Below are 24,073 nucleotides of genomic sequence, written 5' to 3'. Positions count from 1 at the left end.
CCACTGTTGGAGCTGCGTGCCGCAGCTCCAACAAGGGCGATGTTGTGCGTTCAAATCTCCGTGTCTATTGGCCGAAACCCTCGTCCTAGAGCGGCTAGTATTAAAGTATTAACACCATTTAATCCGTGCCCCATGTCTGGGCGTCTACTAGCGTTGTGAGCAATCAACGGTTTTCTGATGACCGTCGCGCTCTTGATTCGCGTGTGGAATAAGCAGGCTTCGCACGCCTTCAAGGAAGAATTGACCACGACAAGGAGTAGCCCGTGGAAGCAAGGTTTGGTGTCGCCCTCGTCTCGCGTTTTTCCCCTCTTTCCCTTGCTGTGCACCTGAGCGTCGCCGGACTGTTGTTGGGTGGCGTGAGCACCCCGGCGCTGGCCACGTGCTCCACGGCCGGCTCGACCGTGACCTGTACCGGCGTGCCGAGCCTGCCGCTGTTTCTCAACAACTTCAACAGCGCCACCAACGGCCTCACGGTCAACGTCAACAGCGGGGCGCAGATGAACGCGACCCTCGGCGGCCACGTGATGGACCTGACCGGGGTCAACATCAGCCTGAACAACTCCGGCACCATCGACCCGGCGTTGCTTGGCCTGGTCTCCGTACTGAGCGGCGGTGCGTTTATCGGTACCGGCGCGACGAGTACAGTCAGCGTGCTCAACAACGCCAGCGGGATCATCCGCGGGACGGGCATGTTGCTCGGGCTGAATCTGACCAGCATCGACGGCCTGGGCATTGCGGTGAACAACGCGGCGGCCGGCACCACCAGCATCACCAACAACGGCACCATCACCTCGACCGGACTCTCGGTCGGCGGCATTACGTTGGCCGATACCCCGGTGGTCGGGGTCTACGGCGGCTCGCAGGTCAACATGACCAACAGCAGCACCGGCGTCATCAACGGCCGGATCGCCTTCGAGACGTCGGCGGCGGGCAACACCTTTACCAACGCCGGCACGATTACCGGCGGCGTTTCGATGGGCGCGAGCAGTACCAACACCTTCACGGCGGTGACCGGCTCCAGCGTCAACGTGGGTGACGGCGTACAGGTCAGTGTGGGGTTGGGTGGGCTGATCGGCATCAACCTGACCTTCGCCCCGACTGGCACGGTCGACGGTGGCGCGGGCGGCACCAACAGCCTGATCCTGCAGAATCCGATTGGCGTCGGCGGCGGCACCACGGGTGTCGGCACTGCGTCCAGCGCCACTTATGTCAACTTCAACAACCTGACCATCAACAGCGGCACCTGGACCTTGCAGGGGCCGTTGGTCAGCGGTGCGACCACGCTTAACGGTGGTATCGCCCAATTCAACAACAACGCCACCTTCGGCAGCGGTGTGTTGACCTCTAACGGCGGGATTCTGCAGGCGAGCAACGCCGGGTTGAACATCAGTAATCTGATTTCCCTCGGTGCCGGTGGTGTGACGGTGCAAGGCACCAACGCCACCACGTTGAGCGGGGTGATCTCCGGCAGCGGTGGCCTGACCAAAACCGGCTCCAGCCAACTTAACCTCAGCGCCGCCAACACCTATCTGGGTAACACCACGCTCAATGGCGGCACGGTGCAGGTCAGCAACAATCAGGCGTTCAGTACCGGCACCCTCAACGTGACTGGCGCGACGACGCTGAGTGCACCGGGCACCATCAGCCTGGCCAACGCCATCAGCCTCGGCGGCACATTGACGGCTGGCGGCACGGGAGCACTGACCCTCGGTGGCTTGATCAGCGGCGGTAGCGGCCTGACCAAAACCGGCACCGGCAGCCTGACCCTCAGCGGTGCCAACACCGGTTATACCGGCACCACCACCCTGAGCGCCGGCAGCTTGCTGGTGACCAATAACGATTCGCTGGGCAGCGGCGCTTTGACCACCGCTGCTGGCACCAGTCTCGACAGCACCGCCAACGTGACCCTGGCCAATAACATCGCGATGACCGGCGCCCTCAACGTGCTCGGCAGCAATGCACTGACCCTGGGCGGCGTGTTGTCCGGCACCGGCGGCATCACCAAATCCGGTACCGCCAGCCTGACCCTGACCGGTAACAACACCAACAGCGGCAATACCGCGCTGAATGCCGGCAGCCTGTTTGTCGGCAGCAACACCGCGCTCGGTACCGGTGCGCTGAACGCGGCGGCCGGCGCTACGCTGGACGCGACCGCTGCCGTGACCCTGGCCAACGCCATCGCGCTGGCGGCGGATCTGACCATCGGCGGCACGCAGGCGCTGGGCCTGAGCGGCGTCATCAGTGGCGCCGGCAACCTGATCAAAAACGGCACCGCAAACCTGACCCTCAGCGGCAATAACACTTTCACCGGCGGCACCGCGCTCAATGCCGGGACGCTGATCGTTGGCTCCAATACCGCGCTGGGCACCGGCGCATTGACCACGGCGGCGGGTACTACCCTCGACGCCAGCACAGCAGTAGCGTTGACCAACGCTGTCAGCCTCGGCGGCAATCTGGACATAGGCGGCAGTGCCAATCTGACCCTTGGTGGTATCGTCAGCGGCAGTGGCGGGCTGACCAAACGCGGGTTCACGAGCCTGATTCTCAACGGCGCCAACACCTTTACCGGCGGCACGACGCTGACGGCCGGTACGCTCACCGTCGGTAATGATGCGTCATTGGGCACTGGCGCCTTGTCGGTCACCGATACGGCAACGCTGGACAGCAACACCGCCGTCAGCCTGAACAACAACGTCAACCTCAACAGCGCCCTGACCCTCGGCGGCAGCAGCGGCCTGACCCTTGCCGGTGTGATCAACGGTGCCGGGCAGTTGCTCAAGAACGGCGCGGCCAACCTGACCCTCAGCGGTGCTAACACCTTCACCGGCGGCACCACGTTGAATGCCGGTAGCTTGACCGTCGGCAACGGCGCGGCACTCGGCACGGGCGCACTGACCGTGGCCGGGGCAGGAACACTCAACAGCAGTTCGGCGGTGACGCTGAACAACGCGATCACCCTCAACGCCAACCTCACCGCCGGCGGCGCCAACGCGCTGACCCTCGGTGGCGTGATCAGTGGCGGCAACGGTTTGATCAAGACCGGCGCGTCGAGCCTGACCCTCAACGGCGCCAATACCTACACCGGCACCACGGCGCTGAACGCCGGCACACTGATCGTCGGTTCCAACACTGCGCTGGGCACGGGCAGCGTCAACGCGTCGAACGGCACCACACTGGATGCCAACACCGCAGCGACACTGGCCAACAACGTCAACCTCGGCGGCACCCTGACCCTGGGCGGCACCAATGCGTTGACCCTCGGCGGTGTGGTCGCCGGTATCGGCGGACTGGTCAAAAATGGCGCCGCCGACCTGACCCTCAACGGCGCTAACACCTATTTCGGCAACACCGCACTGAACACTGGCAAGCTGATTGTCGGCAGCAACACCGCGCTGGGCTCGGGCACATTGAACGCGGCGGCAGGCACGACGCTGGACGCCAACACCGCCGTCAGCCTGAACAATGCAGTGGCCCTGGCCGGTGCCTTGAATGTCGGCGGCACGGCCGATCTGACCCTGACCGGTCTGGTCAGCGGCGCCGGCAGTCTGGTGAAAAACGGCACGGCCAATCTGATCCTCAACGCGGCGAACAACTTCCTCGGCGGCACGACCCTGAACGCCGGCACCCTGACTGTCGGCAACAGTTCGGCGCTGGGCAGTGGTGCCTTGACCGTGGGCGGCGCCGCAACGCTGGACAGCAATTCGCCGCTGGTTTCGCTGAACAACGCAGTCGCCCTCAATGCCGCACTGACCGTCGGCGGCACGCAGAACCTGACCCTCGGCGGCGTCACCAGCGGCACTGGCGAGCTGATCAAGAACGGCGCGGCCAATCTGACTCTCAACGGCAACAACACCTTCAGCGGCGGCACCACCCTCAACGGCGGCACCCTGACCCTTGGCAATGCCAACGGCTTGGGCAGCGGCGCGTTGATCGTCGGTGGCGCGGCGACGCTGGATAACAGCGCTTCCTTCGGCATCGGCAATGCGATCACGTTGAACGCCGGTCTGACCGTCGCGGGCAACAATGACCTGAGCCTCAACGGCATCATCGACGGCGCCGGCAGCCTGACCAAAAACGGTCTGTCTGACCTGACGCTGGCGGGCAACAACACCTTCACCGGCGCACTGAACATCGTGTCCGGCAGCGTCACAACGTTGAACACCAATGCACTGGGCAGCACCTCAGGCGTGAATATCAGCGCTGGCGCCGGCCTGAATCTGGGCAGCGACGCCAGCCTTGGCGCGCTGACCGGCAGCGGCAATGTGCAGCTCACCGGCAGCAACACGCTGACCGTCGGCGGCGGCAACGTCACTAGCACCTTCGACGGCGGCCTCAGCGGCAGCGGCGGCCTGATCAAGGTCGGCACGGGCACGTTGAACCTCACCGGGATCAACGGCATTACCGGCAACACCGCCATCAATGGCGGCACCGTGGATCTCAGCGGTTCGCTGGCCAGTGCGCAGGTCAACGTCAATACCGGCGGCACTCTGAGCGGTACCGGCTCGGCGCTTGGCACGGTGAACATCAACAATGGCGGGCATCTGGCGCTTTCGTCGGGCAACACCTTGTCGGCAAGTGCGCTGACCCTCGCTGCCGGCAGCAACGTCGATGTGGCGCTGGGCACACCCTCGACCGCCTCGCTGATGAACATCGGTGGCAACCTCACCCTCGACGGCAATCTCAACGTCACCGACGCCGGCGGTTTTGGTGTCGGTGTGTATCGCCTGTTCAACTACACCGGTGCGCTGACCAATCTGGGTCTGGACGTTGCCGGTGTGCCGGTCGGTTACGCGCTCGGCGATCTGGTGGTACAGACCGGGGTGGCCAATCAGATCAACATTCAAGTGTCGGCGCCCAACACCAATATTCGTTACTGGGACGGCAGCCAGACCATTGCCAACGGTGTCGTCGATGGCGGCAGCGGCATCTGGAATGCGGTCGGCACCAACTGGACCGACGCCAACGGGCTGGTCAATCAGCCTTGGGCCGGCGACTTCGCGGTGTTCCAGGGTGCGGCGGGTACAGTGACAGTTAACGGCACGCAGTTGGTCACTGGCATGCAGTTCCTCACCGATGGTTACAGCCTGGTCAACGGCACGGCGGGTCAGTTAACCGCCGTCAATGGCACTGGCGGGACCACGGCGGTGCGGGTCGATCCGGGCGTGACCGCCACCATTGGCGTGAACATCGATGGCAGCGGCATTCTCAACAAACTCGACACGGGCACCCTGGTGCTCAACGGCGCCAACACCTACAGCGGCGGCACGCAACTGGACGGTGGCAAAATTATCGTCGGCAGCAACACGGCGTTGGGCAGCGGCACGCTGACTGCCAACGCTGGCACACAACTGGACAGCAACGCAGCAGTGACCCTCGGCAACGCCGCAACGCTCAACGGCAACCTGACCGTGGTCGGCAGCAATGCGCTGACCCTCAACGGCGTGATCGGCGGCACGGGCGGTCTGATCAAAAACGGCGCGGCCAACCTGACCCTCGGCGGCAACAATGCCTTCCTTGGGCCAGTGGCGCTGAACGCGGGCGGACTGATTCTGGCGTCGAACGCGGCGTTGGGTTCGGGCACCTTGAACGCGGCGGGCGGCACCACGCTGGATGCCGCCACCGCAGTTTCGGTAAACAACGCGGTCAACCTGGCCGGCAATCTCGGCATCGGCGGCACGGCGAATCTGACCCTTGCCGGGACTATCAACGGCGCCGGCAGCCTGACCAAAAACGGCGCGGCCAACCTGACCCTGAGCGGCAATAACAACTTCCTCGGCGGCATCAACCTGAGCGCTGGCACCCTGACCGCCGGCAGCAATTCGGCGTTGGGCTTGGGCAACTTGACGGTGGCCGGCGCCTCGGCGCTGGACAGCAACAGTGCGCTGAGCCTGGGCAACAACGTGGTGCTCAACGCCAACCTGAGCAACACCGGCAGCAACAACCTGACCCTCGCGGGAGTCGTCAGCGGCGCTGGCGGGCTGATCAAGAATGGCGCGTCGAACCTGACCCTCAACGGCATCAACACGTTCAGCGGTGGCACCACGCTGAATGCCGGCACAGTGACCCTCGGCACTGGCGCTTCGCTGGGTGCCGGCGCACTGACCGTGGCGGGTGCATCGACCCTCGACACCTCCGGACCGCTGGTGCTCGCCAACAGCTTCAACGTCAATGCCAATTTGAGCCTGGCCGGCAACAACAACCTGACCCTTGGCGGTGTGATCGCCGGGGCGGGCACGCTGACTAAAAACGGTCTGGCCGATGTGACGCTGTCTGGCAACAACACCTTTAGCGGCACCTTCGATGTGTTGTCTGGCAGCCTGACTACCCTCAGTGGCACGGCGCTGGGCAATAACGCCACGGTCAATCTCGGCGGTGGCGCGGCGCTCAACCTCGGCGCTTCCGGCAGTCTCGCCAGCCTCACTGGCAACGGCACCGCGCTGATCGGCACCGGCAACACGCTGAGCCTCGGTGGCAACAACGTCAGCAGCACGTTTGCAGGCATTCTCAGCGGTGACGGCGGCTTGACCAAACTTGGCACCGGCACTCTGACCCTGAGCGGCATCAGCGACCTGACCGGTGACACCAACGTCAACGCCGGCACCTTGCAGGTCAACGGTTCGCTGGCCAGCGGTAATGTGCTGGTCAACAGCGGCGGCACCCTCGGCGGCGGCGGTACATTGACCGGTGCAGTGACGGTGGCCGATGGCGGGCATCTGGCGGGCGTTACCGGCAGCACCTTGTCGGTGGATTCGCTGGTGTTCAACGGCAACTCCAACTTCGACGTCGGCCTCGGTACGCCGGTGTCCGGTGGCGGCAATGCGCTGGTCAACGTCGGCGGCAACCTGACCCTCGACGGCGCTCTCAACGTCAGCGACATCGGCGGCTTCGGCAGCGGCGTCTATCGCCTGATCAACTACACCGGCGGACTGACCGACAACGGCATGCTCATCGGCACCGTGCCGGGCAGCGTCACCCCGGGCGATCTGACCCTGCAAACCGCGCTGGCCAATCAGATCAACCTGCTGGTTACCGCACCGGGCGTCACCGTGCAGTTCTGGGACGGCAACCAACTGGTCGCCAACGGCTCGGTCGAGGGCGGCAGTGGTACCTGGGGCACCGGCACTACCAACTGGACCGACGTCAACGGCACGACCAATCAGGCCTGGACCAACAACTTTGCGGTGTTCCAGGGCGCGGCGGGCACTGTGACCGTCAACGGTGCGCAAACCATCACTGGCATGCAGTTCGTCACCGATGGCTACAGCCTGCAAAACGGCACGGCGGGTTCGCTGAATCTGGTCAATGGTTCACTCGGCAACGCTTCGGTGCGGGTCGACCCGAACGCCACCGCGACCATCGGCGTGGCGCTCAACGGCACCGGCACCCTCGGCAAATACGACACCGGCACGTTGGTGCTCAACGCCGCCAACGGCTACACCGGCGGCACTGCGCTCAACGGCGGCAAGATCGTGGTCGGCAACAACGCAGCCCTCGGCACTGGCGTGTTGACGGCGGCTAACGGCACCGCGCTGGACAGCAACACCAGCGTCAGCCTCGCCAACGATGTGGTGCTCAATGGTGGCTTGAACGTCGCTGGCTCCAACGCCTTGACCCTCGGCGGTGTGGTCAGCGGCAGCGGCAGTCTGATCAAGACTGGCGCCTCGAGCCTGACCCTCAACGGCAGCAACACTTACAGCGGTGGCACTCAGCTCAACGCCGGCACGCTGATCCTCGGCAACAACAGCGCGATCAGCAGCGGCGCACTGAGTGTGCTCGGCAACGGCAGCCTCGACAGCACCTCGGCGCTGCAACTGGCCAACGCCATCAACCTCGGCGCGCAACTGACCCTGACCGGCACCCAGAACACCACGCTGCTGGGCGCTGTGACCGGCACTGGCAGTCTGGTGAAAAACGGCGCAGGTGACCTCGTGCTCAGCGGCGCCAACACCTACAGCGGTGGTACTACGCTGAACGGCGGCATTACTCGCGGCGACACCAGCAGCCTGCAAGGTGCGATCGTCAACAACGCGGCGCTGACCTTCGAGCAGAATGCTGACGGCAGCTACACCGGCAACCTCACCGGCACCGGTACGCTGAACAAAACCGGCAGCGGCCAATTGCTCCTCACCGGCAACAACACCTTCACCGGCAACACCTCGGTGCAGGCCGGCGCATTGACCATCAACGGCGTGCTCAACAGCGCCAACGTCAACGTCGCCAGCGGTGCGAGTATCGGCGGTGGCGGGCAACTCGGCGGGGCCCTGCAACTGGCCGACGGCGCAACCCTGGCCGGTGGCGGCACGGCGACGCCGTTGTCAGTGGGCTCGCTGGCGTTGTCCTCGGGCACCGACCTGGACTTCAGCCTCGGTTCGGCCACCAGCTCTACAACAGTGGTCAACGTCGCTGGCAACCTGACCCTCGACGGCACGCTGAACATCAGCAACGCCGGCGGCTTCGGTACCGGGGTCTATCAACTGTTCAGTTACGGCGGCAGCCTGACCAACAACGGTCTGGTCTATGGCAGCCTGCCGGTCTCGGCGGCCAACTTGACCCTGCAAACCGCCATCGCCAATCAGGTAAACCTGCTGGTGCAAGGCACACCGGGGGAGGTGCAGTTCTGGAACGGCGGCACCACCAATCCTGATGGCAGCATCGGGGGCGGCAGCGGTGTGTGGGGGCCGGACACCAACTGGACCGATCCGACCGGCACCCAGGCATTGGCGTCCAACGGTCAGTTCGCGGTGTTTGGCGGGCAGGGCGGTACGGTCACCGTCCAGGGCAATCAGAACTTCACCGGCCTGCAATTCCTCGCCAACGGTTACAGCCTGATTTCCGGGGCTGGCGGCACGCTGACTCCGGTCAACGGTGCGGATGGCAGTCTCGCACCCGTGCGGGTCAATGCTGGCGGCAGCGCGGAAATCTCCACACCGCTGGTGGGCACTGGCGGTATCGAGAAACTGGATTCCGGCACCTTGGTACTGAGCGGCGCCAACACTTACAGCGGTGGCACCACCGTCAGCGGCGGTACGCTGATCGGCAATACCACCAGCCTGCAAGGCAACATTCTCAACAACGCTTCGCTGGTGTTCGTGCAGAACTTCAACGGTCAATTCAACGGGTCGCTGCGCGGACTTGGTGCGATGCTCAAACGCGGGACCGGTACCTTGCTGTTGACTGGTGATAATCCGTTCAGCGGCACCGTTTCGGTCGATCAAGGCGTGCTGCAGGTGGGTAGTCGTGCCGCGCGCGCCTCGTTGGGCGGGCAAATCACCGTGGCCAGCGGCGCGGCCCTGAGCGGTAACGGCAGCGTCGGTTCAATCGTCAACAACGGTCTGGTGGCTTCAGGTGGCGAGGCGGGGACCCTGAGCGTCGCCGGTAACCTGACCAATGCTCCAACCGGTGTGTTGGCGCTGACCATCAGTTCGCCAACCGCTACACCGCTGGCAGTCGGCGGCACGGCGGCGCTTGGCGGCGGCTTGCAGGTGAATTCGCTCGCACCGTTCACCGGCAACACCGTGTATTCGCTGATCACGGCGGGCGGCGGTGTCACCGGCACCTTCAGCAGTGCCAATTTGCCGCAGTACGCTTTCCTCAACAGCTCGCTGGTCTACGGTGCCGATTCGGTGACCCTGGCGGTCAGCCGCAACGGCAACTCGTTCGCCGACGTGGCGGCCACGGGCAACCAGCGCAACACCGCGTCAGCGTTGTCACGTAACGGTGCGGCGGGGGCTGCGTTGCAGAACGAAATCGTCAACCTCAGCGTGGCCGGTGCACGCAATGCCTTCGACAGTCTGTCCGGCGAAATCCACGCCAGCACCGCCAGCGCAATCCTTGAGGATTCGCGCTACGTGCGGGAGGCCGTCAACGATCGCATGCGCCAGCCTTCGTGCAGCGCGGCGGATGATCCACGCCGCGCCCTGGCGCCAAGCGACAACCAACTGAGCAGCAACGGTTGCCACGGCGAAATGGTCGGCTGGGCGCGCGCACTCGGCGCCTGGGGTGAATCGGATGGCGACAGCAACAGCGCCAGGCTTGATCGCAACCTCAGCGGCTTCATGCTCGGCACCGACAAGCAGCTCGATGACCAGTGGCGCGTGGGCATGGCCGCCGGTTACACCCGCAGCGACCTCGACGCGCATGATCGTCGTTCGGATGCCACGGTCGAGAGCTATCACCTGGCGGCGTACCTCAACTCGCAGTTCGACGCACTGGCCGTGCGCCTCGGCGCGGCTTATAGCTGGCACGACATCGAGACCAAACGCGACGTCAGCGTCGGCACCTACAACGACCGCTTGAAGGCCAACTACGACGCACGCAGCGCCCAGGTGTTCGGCGAAGTCGGTTACACCATCGACGCCGCCGGTATTGCGCTGGAGCCGTTCGCCGGTCTGGCTTACGTCAACTACGACACCGACAAGGCCAAGGAAAAAGGCGGAGCAGGGCGCCTGAAGGCCGATGCCGATCAAGACATCACCTTCTCCACCCTGGGCCTGCGTGCCGGCAAAGTCATCACCCTGGCCAACGGCGGGCAATTCACCCCGCGCGCGGCCGTCGGCTGGCGGCATGCCTTCGGCGACACCAAGCCTGACGCGGATCTGACCTTCATCGACGGCGGCGCCTCGTTCAGCACTCAGGGCGTACCGATTGCCAAGGACAGTGCCATCGTCGAAGCCGGCGTGGACTTCCAGATCAGCCCGACCGGCAAACTCGGGATCGGCTATTCGGGACAACTGTCGAACGACAACAACGATCACGCGATGACCGTCAGCTTCAGCCTTGGCTTCTGATTTAGGGTCGAAGCACTTTTAGCCGCCCGAAAGGGCGGTTTTTTTTGGTTAAAGCAAAAGATCGCAGCCTGCGGCAGCTCCTACACGGAAATTCGCGTTTTCCTGTAGGTGCTGTCGCAGGCTGCGATCTTTTGATCTTTATTGTTGCGGATCGATATTGTCCAAGGCCCGATTGACTGCAAGTTCACCGAGCATGACGATCTGGGCGATGCCCAGCACGGTGTTTCGATTTTGGCCGTTCAGCACGGCGGCAAATTCGGCCAGCATCACGTTGGCAGAGGCCAATGATTCGCAGGCGTTGGCGAGTAGGGATTCGGTGTCGATGTTGGGCGCGACCATGAACATGGTGCTGGGGGGATCCGGAGTAACTTTGACCATTGTGAAATCACCTTTCAAATCGATGGACTGACCCCATCTGCCGCCAAGCAGATTGGGTGGCAGGTTGCACAGGGTTGGCGGACCGAGAAAGGTGAATCGGCATCCCCGAAGGAATCCATGTGCAACCCGCCATAAAGTGAGTCCGGCACTCATAAGCGCCTGAAACTTTCATGACAGAACCTGCAACACCTTTCCGGGCCGCCAAGCCCGACCGCTGTATTTCAGCGACCGAGAAACAATAGGCACAGCCCGCAAGGCACACAAGCCGGGCGATTCTGGCGTTGTTGTAGGCAAAGACGCAACCCGCCGTAGCCCAAACATGTAACCAGTGAAATCGGTGTAGGAACCGTCTAACAGTGGCAGATGATTTTTCATCAGGGCACTTTCTGCGCTTTTGCAGTGAAGTGTTCATTGACTGCTCGCGTAGGCGCCTTGACAGTCACCAGACAAATTGCAAGTTCCGCTCTCTGCTAGAATCCGCCCCATTCCCTGCCAGAGACCCTCCTGATGAGTGAGCCGATTCGTCTGACCCAATACAGCCACGGCGCCGGTTGTGGCTGCAAGATTTCTCCGCAGGTGCTGGAAGTGATTCTGGCCGGCAGCGGCGCGCAGAACCTTGATCCGAAGCTGTGGGTCGGCAATGCCTCGCGCGATGACGCGGCGGTGTATGAGATCGATGCCGAGCGCGGCGTTGTGTCGACCACTGATTTTTTCATGCCGATTGTCGATGACCCGTTCGACTTCGGCCGTATCGCCGCGACCAACGCGATCAGCGACATCTACGCCATGGGCGGCGATCCGTTGATGGCGATTGCGATCCTCGGCTGGCCGGTCAATGTGCTGGCGCCGGAAGTGGCGCGGGAAGTGATTCGTGGTGGGCGTGCGGTGTGCGACGCCGCAGGTATTCCGCTGGCCGGCGGGCATTCGATTGATGCGCCGGAGCCGATCTTCGGCCTGGCCGTGACCGGTCTTGTCGAAAAACGCCACATGAAGCGCAACGACACCGCCACCGCTGGTTGCTTGCTGTACCTGACCAAACCGCTGGGCATCGGCATCCTCACCACTGCCGAGAAGAAGGGCAAGTTGCGCCACAGCGACGTTGGCGTGGCTCGCGACTGGATGTGCACGTTGAACAAACCCGGCAGCCGCTTCGGCAAACTGGCCGGCGTCACCGCGATGACCGACGTCACCGGTTTCGGACTGCTCGGGCATCTGGTGGAAATGGCCGATGGCAGCCAACTGACCGCGCGTATCCGCTATGACCTCGTGCCGCGTCTGGACAGCGTCGAGTATTACCTCGATCAGGGCTGTGTGCCCGGCGGTACGTTGCGCAATTTCGACAGCTACGCAAGCAAGGTTGGGCGCGTGCAGGAGTTGCACAAACGCGTGCTGTGCGACCCGCAAACCAGCGGCGGCCTGCTCATCGCCGTCACGCCTGAAGGCAATGACGAGTTCCTCGCCGTCGCCGCCGAACTGGGCCTGAACCTTGCGCCAATCGGTGAACTGGTTGAGCGACAGACGAACGCAGTCGAGGTGATTTGATGTTCCGCGACTGCACTGATTACCGCGACATCTTCCTCAACGACCGGCCGATGATGGATGCCCGTGCGCCGATTGAATTCGCCCACGGCGCGTTTCCCGGCGTGGTCAACTTGCCGCTGATGAATGACCGTGAACGCGAACTGGTTGGCACTTGTTACAAGGAACACGGGCAGCAAGCCGCGATTGCCTTGGGTGAGCGGTTGGTGTCCAACGAGGTCAGGGAGCAGCGCATTCAAGGCTGGGTCGAGTTCGCCCGGGCCAATCCCGATGGCTACCTGTACTGCTTCCGCGGCGGCCTGCGTTCGCAGATCGTCCAGCAATGGATCAAGGAAGAGGGCGGTATCGATTACCCGCGTGTCGGCGGCGGTTACAAGGCTATGCGTACTTTTCTGCTGGAGACCGTCGATCAGGCGGTGGCCGAGTGTGAATTGGTACTACTGGGCGGCATGACCGGGACCGGCAAAACCGAAGTGCTGGTGCAGTTGAGCAACAGTCTGGATCTGGAAGGCCATGCCAATCACCGGGGGTCGAGTTTCGGCAAACGGGCCATCGGGCAACCGACCAACATCGATTTCGAAAACCGGTTGGCCGTCGATGTGCTGAAGAAGCGTGCGGGCGGGATCAGTCAATTTGTCCTGGAGGACGAAAGTCGAGTGGTCGGCAGTTGCGCCTTGCCATTGCCGCTGTACAAAGGCATGCAAGCGGCACCGCTGGTCTGGCTGGAAGACAGCATCGAAAACCGCGTCGAGCGCATCCTCCAGGATTATGTGATTGACCTGCACGCCGAGTTCGTCGCGGTGCATGGCGAGCAGGGCTTTGCGCTGTATGCCGAGCGGCTGATTTCCAGTCTGCACAACATTCAGCGACGCCTGGGTGGCGAGCGCCATCAGCGAATGTTTTTGCAGATGGAAGAGGCGCTGTCCGAGCAGGCACGCAGCGGGTCAGTCGAGCTGTTCCGGGACTGGATCGAAGTGTTGCTGCGCGAGTATTACGACCCGATGTATGTGTTTCAGCGGGAGAAGAAGGGCGGGCGAATCGAGTTTGCGGGTGAGCGCGGGGCGGTTATCGAGTATTTGCGCGAGCGGGTCAGTTTGAAAGATTGAGGCTGATTTTACCGGCCCCTTCGCGAGCAGGCTAGCTCCCACATTGGGTTTTCGGTGGACACGAATCAGGTGCCTTCGTCAGCCCCTGTGGGAGCGAGCCTGCTCGCGAAAGGGCAGGCACAGACACCGCACAACTCAGGTCGGGCAAGATTCCTTGCCATTGTCCAACCCCTGCTTGTAGCTATGGCTCTGCAGACTGGCCTTGCCGTTGTGCCAGGTCAGGGTCAGCACATACAGCGAGTCAAAGTCGTTGCCCGCCCAGTCATCGGTGATGCTCTGCTTTTCGCCGACCGCGTTGCCTGCCACCTTGTTGATCAGCTCCGGCAGATAGCCGTGTGACCAGGCGGTGTAGATCGTCGAGTTGTGATACTTGTCATCAAGCAGCTCACGCGCCAGATCGCTGGTGTCGTTGGCCGAGAACTCGATGTTCACCGGCAGGCCGAGCTTGATCGCGGCCGGGCTGATGGTCATCAGCGGGCGAATGTAACTGTAGGAATTGTCCAGCTCGCCTTCCTCGACATTGCGCGTCGGATTGGCGGCGAACACGTAGTCAGCCTTGCCGAATTTCTCCGGCAGCAGCGTCGACAGGTCGATGGCACGGTTCAGGCCCTGGCAGTTGAGCTGGCCGAGACCGCCCTCAGGTTTTTCAGCGTGACGCAGAAACACCAGAGTCTGCGTGCCGTCGACCGGCTGCGCACGGCTTTCACTGGATTCCAGCGACAGAAACAGCGCGCTGACCGCCAACAGGGAGGGCAGGGCCACATAAGCGCGATGTTTGAAGCGTTTGGCGAAACTCATAAGGTTCGTCATGAAATTAAGAATTCTTCAGCGTGTTCGGTTAAGGCTGACAAACCTTTACACCGCGGGCTCCCAGCACCGGGTGTTTTCCATGTCGTTTGCGCTTCCCTTGCGAAAGGCATAACTCAGAGTCCTCTGAGGCCGTTTGGTTCGATCGGCAAAAGTGCGCAGCACTCTATCGGCAACCCTCAATGGCTTGTTCGCAGGTTAGCGACAGGATGTTGCGAAATTAAGTAAGCAGGTGGCCGTCCGGGAAAAGAACCCGAGCTAGAGCGGATGATCCTGGATTATGCTCAGGCCTTTCATTTGTGACTGGATGCTTCCCATGACCGATCTGTCCGCGTTCCCGATCACCCAAAAGTGGCCCGCGCAGTACCCAGACTGGATTCAGCTCTACTCTTTGCCGACCCCCAATGGCGTCAAAGTCTCGATCATGCTCGAAGAGATCGGCCTGCCGTACGAGCCGCACCGCGTCGGTTTCGACACTAATGACCAGTTGTCCCCGGCGTTCCTGTCGCTGAATCCGAACAACAAGATCCCGGCCATCCTCGACCCCCACGGCCCTGAAGACCAACCGTTGCCGCTGTTCGAATCCGGCGCGATCCTGATTTATCTGGCTGACAAGAGCGGCCAATTGCTCGCTCAGGAAGGCGCGCTGCGCTACGAAACCATTCAGTGGCTGATGTTCCAGATGGGTGGTATCGGCCCGATGTTCGGCCAGTTGGGTTTCTTCAACAAATTTGCCGGCAAGGACTACGAAGACAAGCGTCCGCGTGATCGCTACGTCGACGAAAGCAAGCGCCTGCTCAAGGTGCTCGACACTCGCCTCGAAGGGCGCGACTGGATCATGGGCGAGCGCTACACCATCGCCGACATCGCCACGTTTCCGTGGGTGCGCAATTTGATTGGCTTCTACGAGGCCGGTGACTTGGTCGGCGTCAGCAATTTCCCGAATGTCACCCGCGTGCTGGAACGCTTCCTGGCGCGACCGGCGGTGGTGCGTGGTTTGACTATTCCTCAATAAAGGTCTGTGTATGCGTTCATTCGATTTCAAGCAAGTCGACGTTTTCAGCCAGATAGCGCTCAAAGGCAATCCGCTGGCGGTGGTATTTGGCGCCGACTCCCTGAACGATGAACGCATGGCTGCGTTTGCCGCATGGACCAATTTGAGCGAAACCACGTTCATTCTTGAACCGCGGGATCCTCGCGCCGATTATCGGGTGCGGATTTTCACCACGTTGAACGAATTGCCGTTTGCCGGTCATCCAACGCTCGGTAGCTGCCATGCCTGGCTCGAGGCGGGGGGCACGCCAAAAGGCGACGAGATCATTCAGGAGTGCGGCGTCGGGTTGGTGCGGATTCGGCGCGAGGGCAAGGAGCTCGCGTTTCTCGCACCGCCACTTATAAGGACGGGACCGGTTGAGTCCGAGATTATGGCGCGAGTGCAGCGAGGTCTTAGCCTTGCCAGCGACGCCATTGTTCGTGCGCAATGGGTGGACAACGGCGCGGGATGGCTGGCCGTGATGCTCCGCGATCGGCAGCAGGTGCTGAACCTGCAACCGGATCATGCGCAAATGCTTGGTCTGGCGGTTGGCGTCATCGCTCCGTGGGATCCTGAGCGCGAGGGTGATGAGGCACAGTTTGAGGTGCGCGCGTTTATTTCCGGGGATGGTATGCCCGAGGATCCGGCCACCGGAAGTCTGAATGCCGGGATGGCTCAATGGTTACTCGGCGAAGGGCTGGCGCCAGATTCCTACACCGTCAGTCAGGGTTTGAGCATGGGCCGAGCGGGGCGGATTCGGGTTAATCGGCTTGGCGACGAAATCTGGGTTGGCGGTGCTGTGGTGACCTGCATTGACGGACAGTTGACTCTCTGAAGGCAAGACGCGCCAGCGTAACCCCGATGATTATTGCACCCCCGGTAATGCACTCTTGATTGATCCAGGTTTGTACCTCAACCCCCGCAAGGCATAAGCTTCGCCCCCTACGACTTTCGTCTCATCTGCAGGTTTCAGGAAGGCCCCATGTCCAGTCAGTTCCCCGAAGCACGTCCCCGCCGTCTGCGCCGCAATGCGAGCCTGCGCAGTCTGTTCCAGGAAACCGAATTCAGCCTGAACGATCTGGTGCTGCCGATTTTCGTCGAGGAAGAAATCGATGACTTCGTGCCGATCAAGAGCATGCCCGGGGTGATGCGCATTCCCGAGCGCAAACTGGCCAGCGAGATCGAGCGCTACGCCCGTGCCGGCGTCAAATCGGTGATGACCTTCGGCGTGTCCCACCATCTGGACAGCAACGGCAGCGACACCTGGCGCGAAAACGGTCTGGTCTCGCGCATGTCGCGCATCGCCAAGGATGCCGTGCCGGAAATGATCGTGATGTCCGACACCTGCTTCTGCGAATACACCGATCACGGCCACTGCGGCGTGATGCACAACCATGAAGTCGACAACGATCAGACCTTGGTCAACCTTGGCAAACAAGCCGTGGCAGCAGCGCGGGCTGGCGCTGATGTGATTGCACCGTCGGCGGCAATGGACGGTCAGGTGCGAGCGATTCGCCAGGCACTCGATGCCGCCGGTTTCACCCAGATTCCGATCATGGCCTACTCGACCAAATTCGCCTCCGCACTTTACGGCCCGTTCCGCGAGGCCGGTGGCAGCGCGCTCAAGGGCGACCGCAAAAGCTACCAGATGAACCCGATGAACCGCCGCGAAGCCCTGCGCGAATCGCTGCTGGACGAACAGGAAGGCGCCGATGCGCTGATGGTCAAACCGGCCGGCGCGTATCTGGACATCATCCGCGACATCCGCGAAGCCTCGAACCTGCCGCTGGCGGCGTATCAGGTCAGCGGCGAGTACGCGATGATCAAGTTCGGCGCACAAGCCGGGGCGATTGATGAAGATCGTGTGGTGCGTGAGAGCCTTGGTGCGATCAAGCGCGCGGGTGCGGATCTGATCTTCACTTACTTTGCGATGGATCTGGCACTGGCCGGGATCTAAACAGCACTGCACTCCTACAGGGTTTTTTGGTGTGTCAGGGGAGGAATGGCCTGATGCCGTGATCGCGGAAGTAGCGTTCTATGACTTTCGGATCGGCGCTGTTATCGGCAATCGCCACATAGGTATCCGGGCGCAACAGATAAAAGCCGTTGCGCCCCAATCCCGCCGTTTCAAACGCCGGGCGCCAGTCGAACACATGCAGCGGCAAATGATGCTCAACGCACCAGGCGATCATCTCGTCGCTGGTGTCGCCGTACACATGCACCTGCCAGCACGGTTGGCGTAGCGGCTCATAATTATCCCCTTCACCGTCATGCGCCCACGGCAAGCGATCGCCGCCGTGGACGTGGCCGGCCGTGCCTTGGCTGAGCGGCATGCCGCGATAGTTGAGAGTGACCTGCGAGACAGTGCGAAAGAGAAATTCGCGACTGGCCTCGAACGAAGCCATTTTCGGGATCAGAAACGGTGCAAGCCGCATGCGCAGCAGATCGGCCATGCGCCCCTCAGCGGTGACGAAGCTGAAGACTTTGTCGGTGGTCGAGACCAGTCGCCGGGCAAACGCGATGCGCTCGGTTTCGTAAGTGTCGAGCAGTCTGGCCTCGGCAGCGCCGCTGAGCACGGCGGCGAGTTTCCACGCCAGATTGATCGCGTCACCGATACCGGTGTTCATGCCCTGGCCGCCCGCCGGGCTGTGCACGTGCGCCGCGTCGCCGAGCAAAAAAGCGCGGCCACTGCGAAAATGCTCAGCCACGCGGTGATGCACGCGATAGGTCGAGAACCAGTTCACGTCTTCGATATGGACTTTCAGGTGCTCGATGGCGCGGCTGCTGACGTCAGAGAATTCCAGGGTTTCGACGCGATCCGCGCGTTCGTCGCGCACGGTGCCGATCAGTCGCGCACGGCCTTCGCCCGCCAGTGGGAACACCGCGAGAAAGTCCGCTTCGTCCAGATCCAGATGCAACTCGCCATTGAGCGCCGGGCCGCTGGCCTGCACATCCGCCACGTAGAAAATCTGCTGATAGGTCCCGCCGGGGAATTCGGTGTCGAGGTTTTTACGCACCACCGACCGCGCGCCATCGCAACCAGCCAGGTAACAGGCCTGGCAGATTTCCTGCTCGCCATCGGGCAGACGCAAATGCGCGGTGAGGCCGTCGCCGGTTTCCGCGAAACTCTCCAGCGTGGTATTGCGTTCGACGCTGACGCCATAATCTTCGAGGCGTTCGATCAATAGGCGTTCATGCTCATCCTGCGGGAAGATTTCGACGAAAGAGTAAGGCGTCAGGCCTTCGCCGATGCGGTTAAGCGGCAATTGCGCGACGGGTTTGCCGTTGACCCAGAAGTTTGCCGCCGCCACGCGATGGCCGTTGCGCACAATGGTGTCGGCCAGATCCAGTTGCCGATACAGCTCCAGGGTTCGCGCCTGCACCGCCAATGCCCGGGAGGTGGTGCCGGGGGCTGAAGTCTTGTCGATGATGCGCACCTGAACGCCCAGTTTTCTCAGCCACAGGGCCAGAACGAGTCCGGTGGGGCCGGCGCCGATGATCAGGACGTCGCTGCGGTTCATGATGGCCACTTTCCGCGCAGGGCAGGGTGCAAAGGATGAGGTTTAAGTGAAGCCCATCGCAGCTGCTGACGCCAGTGCAGTGTTGCTCAGAAATCGACGGTCTTGATGAAATCGATAAAGGCTTTTTGGCGCGAGGTGTACTGGTGCGCATGCGGCCAGAGCGCGTGAATCGGCGTGGCATTGGCCGAGTGCGCCAGCAACATGGGGGTCAGCCGGCCGTCAGCCAGCGGTTTGCGGATCGAGATGTCCGGCAGGCAGGCGATGCCCAGGCCTTTGAGGGCAAAATCGATGCGGGTATTGATGTCGTTGCAGACAATTGAAGTGGGCAAGTACAGCTCGCCGCAATCGTTGAGCGGCCATGGCTCGACCTTGCCGGAGTTGGGCGAGCGATAGTGCAGCAGTTTGTGTTCAGGTAATTGTTCCGGTCGGGTAGGCGTGCCGTGCCGCTCCAGATAAGTCGGGGAGGCGACGATCAAGCGACGAAAGTGGCCCATCGGGTGTGCCCGCAGGTTGTTGTCGGCCACCTCGCCGACGCGGATGGCCGCGTCGAATCCTTCCTGGATGATGTCAACGTTGCGCTCGGCGTAGTCCAGTTCCAGCTCGATCTCGGGGTAGCGCTCGTTGAAATGCGCCAGATGATCGAGAAACACGTCACTGATTGGCGCCAGACTGATCTTCAGGCGACCTCGGGGCAGGTCGGCGGCGCTGCTCAGCTCGGTCTGGATTTCCTCGATTTCATCAAGAATCCGCCGGCTGCGCTCCAACAGTTTTTCACCTTCCGGCGTCAGAGCGATGCTACGGGTACTGCGCTGAAACAGCTGCACACCGAGGCTTTCCTCCAACCGCGAGATGCGTTTGCCGATCGCTGACGCCGAGACACCCAACGCTCTGCCAGCGGCGACAAAGCTGCGTAACTCGGCGACTTGCACAAACACGGAAAACGCGGTAACGGATTCGAGCATGACACTTCCTTGATTGCGGACATCAGTGACCGGACAGACCGGAACGGTAACCTACTTTTTCCGCAATGCCTATGCCATTAACCTTCACAGCGCCTGCAATGTTGATCGGTCTGCGACAGCAAGGCAGCGCATCAGGGACGCGCACCGTTCATGGATGAACATGATTTTTTCTGGTTCAGGACGACAGGAGTCGCCATTTTGAAAGCATTTGTGACGGGCGTTACCGGTTACATCGGTGGGTCGATGGCCATGGCGTTGATCGACCGTGGATATCAAGTGTCTGGCCTGGTGCGTTCGGCACATCAGGCCAAAGAGGTCGGCCGACTGGGGATCATTCCGGTATTGGGGACGCTGTATGACACCGAAATCATCAAGAAGCAGGCACTCGCGGCGGATCTGATCGTCAACGCGGCCAACTCCGACAACGCTTACGTGGTCTCTACGCTGTTGCAGAGTTTGCGCGGCACCAGCAAGACCCTGATTCATTACAGCGGCACCAGCGTCATCGGTGATCGTGCCGAGGGGGCGGGTTCCGACCAACAATGGACAGAGCTATCGCAGCCGCGTCCACGCCTGGAAAAGGTAGGCCGGGTGGCTATTGATAACGCGATCCGCATGGCCGGCCAGCAAGGCCTGCGCACCCTGGTGGTGTGCCCGACGATGGTGTTCGGTGAAGGGCGCGGGCTGCACAAGGATTCGATCCAGATTCCGCTGTTGACGCGTCTGGCGTTCGAACACGGAGTCGGCATCTACGTCGGCACCGGTGAAAACCGCACGGCGTTCGTACACATCGATGATTTGGTGAGCCTGTCGCTGCTGATGCTCGACAAGGCTGAAAGCGGGGCGTACCTGTTCGCTGAAAATGGTGAAGTATCGATGAAGGACCTGGCGCAGGTCATCAGCGAAAAGCTCGGTTTCGGCGGTCGCACGCAATCGGTGTCGATGGAATACATCTTGAGTGAATGCTGCGCTCACGACCCGGAAGAAGCCGAATACGGTCTGGGCTCGAACATTCGGGTCTGCGGCCAGAAAGCACGGGATTTTGGCTGGGAGCCAAAACACTCCGATGTTCTTTCGTGGATTCGTGACAGTCACAGAGTGGGAGTTGCGCAATGAGCGTCGCCATGAATGCAAACCTGCGCAACAAAGATGAGCGCGTGATGAGTTGGCCGCTGTTCGCTCTGGCCATCGCCGCTTTTGCCATCGGCACCGCCGAATTCATCATCATGGGCCTGCTGCCGCAAGTGTCAGCGGACCTCGGGGTTTCGATTCCCTCGGCCGGTTATCTGGTCTCGGGTTACGCCATGGGCGTGGTGGTCGGTGGCCCGCTGTTGGCGATGCTGGTCGGCAAGATGGAAGAAAAACGCGCGCTGCTGATCCTGATGGCGATCTTCACCATCGGCAACGTCGCCTGCATGATCGCGCCGGACTTCACCTCGTTGATTGTGGCCCGGATATTTACCGCGTTCAGTCACGCATCGTTCATCGGCATGGCTGCGGTGCTTGCGTCGCGTATCGCCCCGCCGGGCAAGGAAGGCCGGGCGATGACGCTGATGTTCACGGGCATGACGCTGGCCAACGTGCTGGGTGTGCCGGTGGGTTCGCTGGTGGGTCAGGTCTACGGCTGGCGTACCACGTTTTTGGGTGTGGTCGCGCTCGGTCTGATTTCGTTGTTTATGGTCTGGTACCTGGTGCCTGCGCGTGCGGGTGCCAACAAGCAACAGACGCGCGCCAATCTGGAAGGGATGAAGCGCCCGATCATCTGGTTGGGCCTGATGACCAGCGTGATGGCTTCGGCCAGCATGTTCGCGTTCTTCACCTACATCGTGCCGATCCTGCAAGACGTCACCCATGTCGAGCCCAAGTTCGCCAGTGTCGCGCTGCTGGTCTGCGGTGTCGGCATCACCATCGGCGGGTTGCTTGGTGGTCGCCTGGCGGACTGGAGCCTGACCCGCTCGCTGGTGCTGACCTTGCTGGCATTGATTGCAGCGCTGGTGAGCTTCTTCTGGACCAGCCACTTCGTTTATCCGGCCGTGATCAATATGGCGGTGTGGGGTTGTCTGTCGTTCTCGGTCGGCATGCTCCTGCAAGCGATGATCATCCGCGTGGCGGGGGAGTCGGCCAACTACGCGTCGACCTTGAACGTCGGCGCGTTCAACCTGGGTAACGCGATGGGTGCCTGGATCGGTGGCCGAGTGATTGATGCGGGCATGCCGCTGAATTCGATCACCCTGGTGGCGGCGGGCATTTCCGTGATCACGCTGGTGATGGTGCTGGGTATGTTCCTGAGTCGCGACCGGCGCTTGTTGAGTTATTCGCCAGCCACTGTTTGAGCCTCGAATCACCAGGAATCGCTTGCGATTCCTGGTCCGGGTAAAAGGCTCAAGGACGGTCATTGCCGGCATATTGCTAGTGTCCTCGCATGGCATTAATGTAGCGCCGCTGCGCAGTGCCCGGTGGCACGCTTTCGCATGCAAAACCCAGGGAAACTCATCAATGGACGATGAATCGAAACACAACCCGTCGGCACAGTGGCGGGTAACGGGACAGGCTGTAGAGCATGAGAACCCCTGGTTTTCCGTGATCAGGCACGCCGTCCAGTTACATGATGGCCAGGCCATTGACTACTTTGGCGTTCATCATGAACGTCCGGCCGTGGGCATTCTGGCCCGGCACGAGGGGCGGATCCTGCTGATCCGGCAGTACCGAATGCTCACCGGTCAGTGCGTCTGGGGCTTGCCTTCAGGTGGTGTCGACGCCGGTGAAACCGTACTTCAGGCCGCCCAGCGCGAGTTGCTTGAAGAAACCGGATACGTCGCCCGCAATTGGCAGCCGCTGATTGCCTTTCACCCCACCTATGGTTGCAGCGACCAACGCTTCGAGATCTTCGAGGCGCAGGACGTGCAGCGCGTTAGCGAGCACTTCGACACAAACGAGGTGCTGCAGGTGCATTGGTTTTCGATCGAAGAGATTTTTCAGATGATCGCCGAGGGCAGCATGACGGACGGCTTGTCGCTCGTCCCGATTCTGCTCAGTGTCTGTCAGTCGGCGGCGATCAACGGGCCCGCCACGGCAATCCCGTCGGCTCTCAGTCAAAAGCAAGCAAGGATGCCGCAATGAAGATCAACGAGCTGTCGAAAAAATCAGGTGTCAGCCCACGCATGCTGCGTTACATGATTTCCTTGATCCGTGGGTCATTTGAGGCGAAGGCTTTTGGCGTCAGATTCGACGACATCTCTTCCAGCAGTTCAAACAGATCACGGTCCTTGATCAGCGCCATTTTGATGATTTCTGCTACGCCGTTGGAGATGTGGCGCTGATCCATGGTTTGCAGGAAGTACGGATCGATGAACGCCGAAGACGGAGCGTAGTAAGTACCGAGACGGTTTTTGTAATCGTCGTGATTGACCCCGGTCTTGATACCGATCCCCGCGTCTATCTGGCCCATCAGCGTGGTCGGAATGCGGATGTAAGGAATGCCCCGTCGATACAGGCTTGAAGCGAACCCCACGACGTCCAGCAGCACTCCACCGCCGATGCCGATCACCACTTCATTGCGCCGTAACAGATTGGCCGCGGCCATGGCCTGCGCGACCTCGATAGCGTGATCCATGGTCTTGAAGGCTTCATCGCCGGACATGACCTTCCACACGACCTGAATCTTCCATGCCTCGAAGTAGGCGCGAAATTCCTCGCCATACAACTCGTTGACCCGCACGTCGATGACCACCAGCCGGCGTACGGGTTGCACGCCGTTGGCCCCGCAACCATAAGCGAGGGTTGCGTTGGTGTGCTTGAGCAGGCCGGTGTTCAACGACACGCTGTAGTTGACCTCTTGCCGGGCGTGCATGCGCCAGGTCAGGTCAGAGCATTTGGGCAGCGGACTGGCTATGTGCAGACGACGCTGTGGCGTGGCTTGGTTGTTCAAGTTATCCATAAC

Annotated in this window: 14 protein-coding genes; 9 read left to right on the top strand and 5 right to left on the bottom strand. The window is 61.7% G+C overall.

Annotation, left to right across the window (positions count from 1 at the left end; translation table 11 throughout):
• The first annotated feature begins 263 nt into the window (after positions 1 to 263).
• Positions 264 to 10,787: an autotransporter-associated beta strand repeat-containing protein gene (locus ACA069_RS18610; RefSeq protein ID WP_497614834.1), complete on the top strand. Its 10,524-nt coding sequence runs from the start codon at positions 264 to 266 to the stop codon at positions 10,785 to 10,787.
• A gap of 138 nt (positions 10,788 to 10,925) precedes the next feature.
• Here ACA069_RS18610 and ACA069_RS18605 read toward each other — a convergent pair whose 3' ends face one another.
• Positions 10,926 to 11,165 carry a DUF6124 family protein gene (locus ACA069_RS18605; RefSeq protein ID WP_401268411.1) on the bottom strand — a complete coding sequence of 80 codons (240 nt, stop codon included), beginning with the start codon at positions 11,163 to 11,165 and terminating at the stop codon, positions 10,926 to 10,928.
• A gap of 507 nt (positions 11,166 to 11,672) precedes the next feature.
• Between ACA069_RS18605 and selD the strand changes: the two genes are divergently transcribed.
• Positions 11,673 to 12,707: a selenide, water dikinase SelD gene (gene selD, locus ACA069_RS18600; RefSeq protein WP_497614832.1), complete on the top strand. Its 1,035-nt coding sequence runs from the start codon at positions 11,673 to 11,675 to the stop codon at positions 12,705 to 12,707.
• Positions 12,707 to 13,810 carry a tRNA 2-selenouridine(34) synthase MnmH gene (mnmH, locus tag ACA069_RS18595; protein ID WP_401268407.1) on the top strand — a complete coding sequence of 368 codons (1,104 nt, stop codon included), beginning with the start codon at positions 12,707 to 12,709 and terminating at the stop codon, positions 13,808 to 13,810. The genes selD and mnmH overlap by 1 nt, the downstream gene beginning before the upstream one ends.
• 135 nt (positions 13,811 to 13,945) lie before the next feature.
• On the opposite strand, the gene ACA069_RS18590 is transcribed toward mnmH, so the two are convergent.
• Entirely contained in the window at positions 13,946 to 14,620 is a 675-nt protein-coding gene (locus ACA069_RS18590; protein WP_187677614.1) for a histidine phosphatase family protein, read from the bottom strand.
• Positions 14,621 to 14,933: 313 nt separating this feature from the next.
• Between ACA069_RS18590 and ACA069_RS18585 the strand changes: the two genes are divergently transcribed.
• From ACA069_RS18585 to hemB, 3 genes are all read left to right on the top strand, one after another.
• Positions 14,934 to 15,632, top strand: coding sequence for a glutathione binding-like protein (locus tag ACA069_RS18585; RefSeq protein ID WP_497614829.1), 699 nt, complete (start codon positions 14,934 to 14,936; stop codon positions 15,630 to 15,632).
• A gap of 10 nt (positions 15,633 to 15,642) precedes the next feature.
• Complete coding sequence (locus ACA069_RS18580; protein WP_497614827.1) at positions 15,643 to 16,485, top strand: PhzF family phenazine biosynthesis protein; 843 nt, start codon at positions 15,643 to 15,645, stop codon at positions 16,483 to 16,485.
• A 147-nt stretch (positions 16,486 to 16,632) separates the two neighbouring features.
• Positions 16,633 to 17,607, top strand: coding sequence for a porphobilinogen synthase (hemB, locus tag ACA069_RS18575; protein ID WP_187677617.1), 975 nt, complete (start codon positions 16,633 to 16,635; stop codon positions 17,605 to 17,607).
• A 34-nt stretch (positions 17,608 to 17,641) separates the two neighbouring features.
• Here hemB and ACA069_RS18570 read toward each other — a convergent pair whose 3' ends face one another.
• Both ACA069_RS18570 and ACA069_RS18565 read right to left on the bottom strand, forming a co-directional pair.
• On the bottom strand, positions 17,642 to 19,171 hold the full coding sequence (locus ACA069_RS18570) for an FAD-dependent oxidoreductase (RefSeq protein ID WP_497614825.1): 1,530 nt from the start codon (positions 19,169 to 19,171) through the stop codon (positions 17,642 to 17,644).
• An 86-nt stretch (positions 19,172 to 19,257) separates the two neighbouring features.
• Positions 19,258 to 20,133, bottom strand: a complete 876-nt coding sequence (locus tag ACA069_RS18565) for a LysR family transcriptional regulator (RefSeq protein ID WP_497614823.1) — start codon at positions 20,131 to 20,133, stop codon at positions 19,258 to 19,260.
• Positions 20,134 to 20,331: 198 nt separating this feature from the next.
• On the opposite strand from ACA069_RS18565, the gene ACA069_RS18560 reads away from it, so the two are divergent.
• The 3 genes from ACA069_RS18560 to ACA069_RS18550 all read left to right on the top strand — a co-directional run bounded on the left by ACA069_RS18560 (position 20,332) and on the right by ACA069_RS18550 (position 23,253).
• Positions 20,332 to 21,249, top strand: coding sequence for an NAD-dependent epimerase/dehydratase family protein (locus ACA069_RS18560; RefSeq protein WP_497614821.1), 918 nt, complete (start codon positions 20,332 to 20,334; stop codon positions 21,247 to 21,249).
• Positions 21,250 to 21,257: 8 nt separating this feature from the next.
• Positions 21,258 to 22,466, top strand: a complete 1,209-nt coding sequence (locus tag ACA069_RS18555) for an MFS transporter (RefSeq protein ID WP_497614819.1) — start codon at positions 21,258 to 21,260, stop codon at positions 22,464 to 22,466.
• 163 nt (positions 22,467 to 22,629) lie between these two features.
• Positions 22,630 to 23,253 carry an NUDIX hydrolase gene (locus tag ACA069_RS18550; RefSeq protein ID WP_497614817.1) on the top strand — a complete coding sequence of 208 codons (624 nt, stop codon included), beginning with the start codon at positions 22,630 to 22,632 and terminating at the stop codon, positions 23,251 to 23,253.
• 49 nt (positions 23,254 to 23,302) lie between these two features.
• On the opposite strand, the gene ACA069_RS18545 is transcribed toward ACA069_RS18550, so the two are convergent.
• Entirely contained in the window at positions 23,303 to 24,070 is a 768-nt protein-coding gene (locus tag ACA069_RS18545) for an iron-containing alcohol dehydrogenase (protein ID WP_497614815.1), read from the bottom strand.
• Positions 24,071 to 24,073: the final 3 nt, after the last annotated feature.

The organism is Pseudomonas sp. LBUM1652, from assembly GCF_059716105.1.
This window is presented reverse-complemented; position numbering and strand designations above follow the sequence as displayed.

Bases quoted from the DNA above. Each gene is read 5' to 3' on its own strand.
- ACA069_RS18605 (WP_401268411.1), bottom strand. From the start codon at position 11,165: ATGGTCAAAGTTACTCCGGATCCCCCCAGCACCATGTTCATGGTCGCG.
- selD (WP_497614832.1), top strand. From the start codon at position 11,673: ATGAGTGAGCCGATTCGTCTGACCCAATACAGCCACGGCGCCGGTTGT.
- mnmH (WP_401268407.1), top strand. From the start codon at position 12,707: ATGTTCCGCGACTGCACTGATTACCGCGACATCTTCCTCAACGACCGG.
- ACA069_RS18590 (WP_187677614.1), bottom strand. From the start codon at position 14,620: ATGACGAACCTTATGAGTTTCGCCAAACGCTTCAAACATCGCGCTTAT.
- ACA069_RS18585 (WP_497614829.1), top strand. From the start codon at position 14,934: ATGACCGATCTGTCCGCGTTCCCGATCACCCAAAAGTGGCCCGCGCAG.
- ACA069_RS18580 (WP_497614827.1), top strand. From the start codon at position 15,643: ATGCGTTCATTCGATTTCAAGCAAGTCGACGTTTTCAGCCAGATAGCG.
- hemB (WP_187677617.1), top strand. From the start codon at position 16,633: ATGTCCAGTCAGTTCCCCGAAGCACGTCCCCGCCGTCTGCGCCGCAAT.
- ACA069_RS18570 (WP_497614825.1), bottom strand. From the start codon at position 19,171: ATGAACCGCAGCGACGTCCTGATCATCGGCGCCGGCCCCACCGGACTC.
- ACA069_RS18565 (WP_497614823.1), bottom strand. From the start codon at position 20,133: ATGCTCGAATCCGTTACCGCGTTTTCCGTGTTTGTGCAAGTCGCCGAG.
- ACA069_RS18555 (WP_497614819.1), top strand. From the start codon at position 21,258: ATGAATGCAAACCTGCGCAACAAAGATGAGCGCGTGATGAGTTGGCCG.
- ACA069_RS18550 (WP_497614817.1), top strand. From the start codon at position 22,630: ATGGACGATGAATCGAAACACAACCCGTCGGCACAGTGGCGGGTAACG.
- ACA069_RS18545 (WP_497614815.1), bottom strand. From the start codon at position 24,070: ATGGATAACTTGAACAACCAAGCCACGCCACAGCGTCGTCTGCACATA.